This window comes from Hallella faecis (assembly GCF_018789675.1).
GTDB classification, from domain to species: domain Bacteria; phylum Bacteroidota; class Bacteroidia; order Bacteroidales; family Bacteroidaceae; genus Prevotella; species Prevotella faecis.
Genome location: NZ_JAHKBE010000093.1, coordinates 1 through 4,632 on the forward strand (window position 1 = coordinate 1; position 4,632 = coordinate 4,632).

General features: G+C 56.6%; 4 protein-coding genes and 1 pseudogene. 3 read left to right on the forward strand and 2 right to left on the reverse strand.

What is annotated here, in order from left to right:
• A partial coding sequence (locus tag KM934_RS12315) for a hypothetical protein (protein ID WP_215760901.1) occupies positions 1–262 on the forward strand: 262 nt, incomplete at its 5' end.
• A 166-nt stretch (positions 263–428) separates the two neighbouring features.
• On the opposite strand, the pseudogene KM934_RS12320 reads toward KM934_RS12315, so the two are convergent.
• Positions 429–764: pseudogene (locus tag KM934_RS12320) on the reverse strand (transposase); the annotation flags it as partial.
• Positions 765–804: 40 nt separating this feature from the next.
• Entirely contained in the window at positions 805–1,017 is a 213-nt protein-coding gene (locus tag KM934_RS12325; RefSeq protein ID WP_215760902.1) for a hypothetical protein, read from the reverse strand.
• 47 nt (positions 1,018–1,064) lie between these two features.
• On the opposite strand from KM934_RS12325, the gene KM934_RS12330 reads away from it, so the two are divergent.
• Both KM934_RS12330 and KM934_RS12335 read left to right on the forward strand, forming a co-directional pair.
• Entirely contained in the window at positions 1,065–1,739 is a 675-nt protein-coding gene (locus KM934_RS12330; RefSeq protein ID WP_215760903.1) for a zinc metallopeptidase, read from the forward strand.
• Between the two features lie 146 nt (positions 1,740–1,885).
• Complete coding sequence (locus tag KM934_RS12335) at positions 1,886–4,591, forward strand: calcium-translocating P-type ATPase, PMCA-type (protein ID WP_215760904.1); 2,706 nt, start codon at positions 1,886–1,888, stop codon at positions 4,589–4,591.
• Positions 4,592–4,632: the final 41 nt, after the last annotated feature.

The following is a 4,632-nucleotide window of genomic DNA, read 5'->3' on the forward strand; positions in this document are numbered from 1 at the left end:
GCCCACCATCACTGAATGGTGGACACCCACGGACGCCGACGCCACCTTGGCCGACATCCGCAACCACGACAACTACCTGCGCTCCGTCTCGTTCAACGAACTGCGCATCACCTTCATGAAGAACATCACCAGCGAGGGCTACACCTTCCTTGGCATCTACAAGCTGGCGCCATCCTCCACGCCACAGCGCCTCGTATGGCAGCGCATAGCCGAGCGGCTCGACTTGCGCCATCTCGACCAACTCGACCTTCTGCGCCAATAGCCGCCCCGCCCCCTCCCCAACAGCGAAATGGTCCAAATCCGTAGCCGAAATGATTCAATTTCGGCTCTTATTGTTTTGTGGGTTATACTTATCTTTGCACGCAAATATGACTCACATTATTCATTTAATTAATAATAGCACTAGTGTCCACTAAAAATGGACGAGTCTAAAAATTAAATAAATTAGGTTCACTTGAACCGCTTCGGTCTTTGTCATTTTTGAATATAGTTTTGTCGAAGAGATCTCTCAGATGCGTTGTGTCAGTAAGTGAAATGCTGAGGATTTGCAGTACCTTATAAGTGCTTCTATCCCGTCGCATATCATGCTGCACAATGGCAACGATGCAGTAGGCACAGATGGCAGAGTAAATCTGTATCCTGACAGCGTTCTCTGTAGTGCCCCAGAACTTCTTGATTTTGAGGTGCTGCATGAGCCACTTGAAGAACAACTCTATCTGCCACCGATTCTTGTAGAGGTCGGCAACCTGCAGAGCAGTCAGTTCCATTGAAGATATAATATCTTTGCTATTCATGCAAGTAATTTTACATTTTTTTGATTCGAAACAGCATTTTAGGGGTGTTGGGGGCGCAGAGCGTCTGCGCCTGTTGCGGATTGTTTTGATCATTATAGGTGTAAAAAAGGCAAAAGGCATGCATCGGCTTTGGCGCATAGCCCTTGGCAACGTTGCAGGCGCGAAGGAGACCGGAGGGGCTCTTTGCAATTGCAATGTTGTTTTTTACAGCGTTATGGGTCAACAGGTCGTATCTTTGCAGCAGACATGAAGATGTAAACACAAACGATTATGTATTGGATATTATTCATCGGCATTGCAGTGGTTAGTTACCTGGTGCAGGCCAACCTGAAAAGGAAGTTTGAGAAATACTCGGAGGTCACCGTGGCCTCGGGAATGACGGGAGCGGAGGTGGCTCAAAAGATGCTTCGCGACAACGGCATCTTCGACGTGAGGGTTCAGCCCCATGATGGGTGGCTGAGCGACCACTACGACCCGAGCTGCAAGACGGTGAACCTCTCGCAAGACGTGTACCACTCCAACTCGGTGGCAGCGGCCGCGGTGGCAGCCCACGAGTGTGGCCACGCCGTGCAGCACGCCCGGGGCTACGCGTTTCTCCGACTGCGCTCGGCACTGGTGCCCGCCGTGCAATTCTCCAGCAGCATCATGACATGGGTCATCCTGGGCGGCATACTCCTGATCAACGTGTTCCCCACGCTGCTCCTGATAGGCATCCTGCTGTTTGCGCTGACCACGCTGTTTAGCTTCGTCACGCTGCCCGTAGAGATCGACGCTTCGAGACGCGCCACCCAGTGGCTGCAAGGCGCCGCCATTACCAGCCACACCCAGCAGCCCATGGCCGTCGACGCCTTAAGGTCGGCCGCTTACACCTATGTGGTGGCGGCCCTGTCGAGCCTTGCCACGCTGGTTTATTACCTGTCGATATACCTATCGAGAAGAGACTGAGGGCGCTAAGGGGGGATGGCCCCATTTTTGTCTCTTTTTGAAACGTTGCAGATGCGAATGGGCAACAATCGTTGCTTTCGCCTGCAACGTTGTTTTTTTGTTACCCACCCAACCGTTTTCGTAATTTTGCGCCATAATCATTTATTATGGCAACAAACGACGTGTACAAAAGATTGTGTTTGGACAACAACTCCAAGGAAGTTTTGCAAGGCAAAGGGGGCAACATCATTCCCCCACCCGAGAAGGAACCCCTATGGAAAGGGTTCTTGGAGAAATTCAAGGACCCACTGATCATCGTGCTCTTGGTGGTGTTCTGTTTCTCGGTGATGGTGGCAACCTACGAGGTGTGCTGCCATGGAGCGCCGCGCAGTTCGTTCATCGAGCCCTGCGGTGTGCTGGTGGCGCTGCTGCTGGCCACAGGCGTGGGGTTCTGGTTTGAGGTGAAAGCCGCCAAGGAGTTTGACGTGCTCAACCAGGTGAAGAACAAGCGCAAGGTGCAGGTTATCAGAAAGATAGACGGACAAGCCAAGACCCTCTATGTGCCCAAGCACGACGTGGTGGTGGGCGACATCGTGAAACTGGAGGGTGGCGACGAGATACCCGCCGACGGCATCGTGCTGAAGGCCAACAACCTCATGGTGGACGAGTCGAACTTCACGGGCGAGCCCTACGCCTCGAAGAACGCCGACGGCGCCGTGGGCGACAAGGAGGTGGCCTACCCCGCCAACATGCTGCTGCGCAGCTCGACGGTGATCGAGGGCGAGGCCGTGATGCAGGTGCAAAAGATCGGACTCGACACGGAGGAAGGCAAAGGCGTGGTGCAGGCCAGCCAAGACAGCAACGTGAAGACACCGCTCAACCGACAACTCGAATACCTGGGACGCTTCATCTCCCTGGCCAGCTTCGTCATTGCGGGCCTCATCGTGGTGGGCCGATTGGCCTACTATTACCTCACGGTGGTGAGCGTGGGCGGGTTCGAGTGGTTAGGCTTCTTCCAAGTGCTGATCAACTCCATCATGATTGCCGTGGCCCTCATCGTGGTGGCCGTGCCCGAAGGACTGCCCATGAGCGTTACGGTGAGCCTGGCCCTGAGCATGCGCAAGATGCTGAAGGAGAACAACCTCGTGCGCAAGCTCCACGCCTGCGAGACCATGGGTGCCGCCACCGTGATCTGCACCGACAAGACCGGAACGCTCACCGAGAACAAGATGCGGGTGATGGCATGCTTCCCTGAGGAGGGTGTCGACATGGACCTGCTGGCCCGCGGCATCGCCATCAACTCCACAGCCAACCTCTCGACCGACGAGCACGGCGCGCCCCAAACCATCGGCAATCCCACCGAGGGCGCGTTGCTCAAATGGATTGCGGCAAAGGGCTACAACTACGAGGCGCTGCGCGAGCAGGCCAACGTGGCGCAGGTGGTGCCTTTCTCAACCGAGATCAAACGCATGGAAACAACCACCGTCGAGGGCGAGCGGTTTGTGAAGGGAGCGCCCGAGGTGGTGATCAGCTTGTGCGACGACTTCGGCGTCATCGACAAGCAACAGGCGCTGACGTTGCTGGCCACCTATCAGGCCAAGGGCATGCGCACCCTGGCCTTCGCCTACCAGCACCACGGCGCGCTGGCCCTACAGGCCATCGTGGCCATTGCCGACCCCGTGAGAAGCGATGTGGCCGAGGCCATCAACACCTGCCGAAACCATGCGCACGTAAGGGTGATCATGGTGACGGGCGACAACGCCCTGACCGCTGGCGAGATAGCCCAACAGGCAGGACTCGTGGAGCGTGGCGAACCAGTCGTGGCGCTCACAGGAGCCGAGTTTGAGGCCCTGACCGACGAGGAGGCGAAAACGTTGGTGGGCAACGCCGAGTTTAAGATCCTATCGCGTGCCAAGCCCAACGACAAGGCCCGCCTGGTAGGACTGTTGCAGGAACGGGGCGAGGTGGTTGCGGTGACGGGCGACGGCACCAACGACGCACCGGCCTTGAAGAAGGCGCAGGTGGGACTCTCCATGGGCGATGGCACGGCGCGCGCCAAGGAAGCCAGCGACATCACCATCATCGACAACTCGTTTGCAAGCATCAACACCGCCATTCTATGGGGCCGCTCGCTATATCTCAACATCCGTAGGTTTGTGGTGTTCCAAATGACCATCAATGTGGCGGCCTGCCTCATCGTGCTCTACGGCGCATTTATGGGTTTGGACTCGCCGCTCAACGTGACCCAGATGCTCTGGGTGAACCTCATCATGGACACCTTCGCAGCCATGGCGCTGTCGTCGTTGCCAGCCGACCCCAGGGTGATGAACGACTATCCGCGAAAGACCAACAGCAAGATTATCGACCGGGGCATGATGAAGATGATTCTGGGATCGGGTCTGGTGTTCTTCGCCATTCTCGTGGGAATATGGCAGATGCTGAGCCATGGCGACTACATGAGCTTCGAGGCGCTGCTGAGAGATTTCGACATCGACCATCTCACCGACTTCTCCGCCGCAACCCACGTGCGCAACCCACACGAACTGGGCATCTTCTTCACGTTCTTCGTCATGTTGCAGTTTTGGAACATCTTCAACGCCCGCTATTTCCGCACGGGCAGGAGTTTGGTGGAAGACCTCGTCGACATGGTACGACGGCCTTCGTCGATCAAGCGACACTACAGCACCGGCTTCGCCTTCGTGCTCGTTGTGATACTCGTGGGACAGTTTCTCATCACCAACGTGTTTGGCAAGATGTTTGGCGTGGAGGCCTTGTCGGCCACCGATTGGTTGCTCCTCGTCGCCGTCACGTCGCCCGTTCTCCTGATCGGCGAAGTGTTCAGGCTGCTGCGCAACCGCTTGGCACGAAGGTAAATCCCGGCCTGCGCCCCATCCTGGCGCAGGCCGAGGCGTGG